Annotated in this window: 1 protein-coding gene; it reads left to right on the top strand. The window is 64.9% G+C overall.

The genetic code is table 11. The features are described from left to right. On the top strand, positions 1-479 hold a 479-nt coding region (locus CWM66_RS28410; RefSeq protein ID WP_146159975.1), incomplete at both ends, for a DUF885 family protein.

The raw sequence follows: 479 nt of genomic DNA, 5'->3' as shown, positions 1-479 counted from the left end.
AGAGCACCACTTCCGACCTGACGCCGGCGCAGATCCACCAGATCGGACTGGATGAAGTGGCGCGCATCCACGGGCAGATCCAGGCGGTGATGAAGCAGGTGAAGTTCCGCGGGTCGATGCAGAAGTTCTTCAAGTACATGCAGACCGACAAGCGCTTCACCTTCCAGAGCGAGGACGCGCTGCTGGCCTACTACCGCGGCCTGGAGGCCAAGGTGGATGCGCGCGTGCCGCAACTGTTCTCGCTGACGCCGAAGGCGAAGTTCGAGATCCGCCCGGTAGAGCCGTACCGCGCGCAGTCGGCGGCCGGTGGTTCCTACATGCGACCCGGCGGCACGCGCCCGGGCATCTTCTACGTGAATACCTACGACCTGCCCTCGCGCAAGACGTGGGACGCCGAAGACCTCTACCTGCACGAGGCCATCCCCGGCCACCATTACCAGCTCGGCCTGCAGCAGGAACTGGGGGAGCTGCCCGACTTC

This window comes from Kosakonia sp. H7A (assembly GCF_003028445.1).
In the GTDB taxonomy this organism is placed as follows: Bacteria; Pseudomonadota; Gammaproteobacteria; order Enterobacterales; family Enterobacteriaceae; genus Kosakonia; species Kosakonia radicincitans.
This window is presented reverse-complemented; position numbering and strand designations above follow the sequence as displayed.